This window comes from Vibrio sp. 2130-1 (assembly GCF_033339515.1).
The window spans coordinates 1-697 of record NZ_JAWOUT010000289.1; the positions used below are offsets into that span (position 1 = coordinate 1).

Annotated in this window: 1 protein-coding gene; it reads right to left on the bottom strand. The window is 51.1% G+C overall.

The window, feature by feature from the left end; translation table 11 throughout:
* Positions 1 to 85 precede the first annotated feature (85 nt).
* On the bottom strand, positions 86 to 697 hold a 612-nt coding region (locus tag R7Q09_RS25785), incomplete at its 5' end, for a KorB domain-containing protein (protein ID WP_411913124.1).

The window sequence follows — 697 nt, forward strand, 5'->3', positions numbered from 1 at the left end:
AAGCAAATTTTCTTTTCATGTCCTGTGAGATCTTCATATTCACCTGTTCTTGACAGGCCCAACCTCTTTGGCTGGGCCTCCTTTATTAGCCTTCGACACTCAGGAGTTCAATGTCTGACACAGGCACATGAACATGCTTTTCCTTGCCTTCGCCATCGAGCGTTTTAACCCAGACAGTAGACGGAACCAGAGCAACACGGTCGGTCATGATGACTCCACGTTTGGTCTCGCCATCCAGGTTAACGTTGACAGCAAAAATCAAACTGTCAGCCCGGACGTTCTTCCATTCCTTGTCCTTCGGCAGAGGAGGAAGAGCATCACCGCCTTCTTCATCTTTGTCCTTGCCGCTGTTATCTGGCTGCTTGACAGGATCTTTGTGCTCACCCTCTTCATCACGCAAAGGGTCTTCGTCATCATCGTCCTGACCATTGGAATTTTTACCCCCTTCCAGTTCCTCCTGGGCAAGGTTCAGGTCGTCATTCCCGGTTTGTTCCGACGTACCATCCCCACCCGAGTTGAGGGATTGCTCGTCGGTGTTGCCAGCGCCAAGCTCATCATTCTGGTGGGAGCCAGTCAGTGGGCCTTTTTCCATTTCGTCTTTGATACGTTTGGCATCATTCAGCAGCTCACGGCTTTGTTTACGAGTAATCCCGTCAGCCATAGCCACCGCGCAGACGGCGCGACATCTTTCTTCATT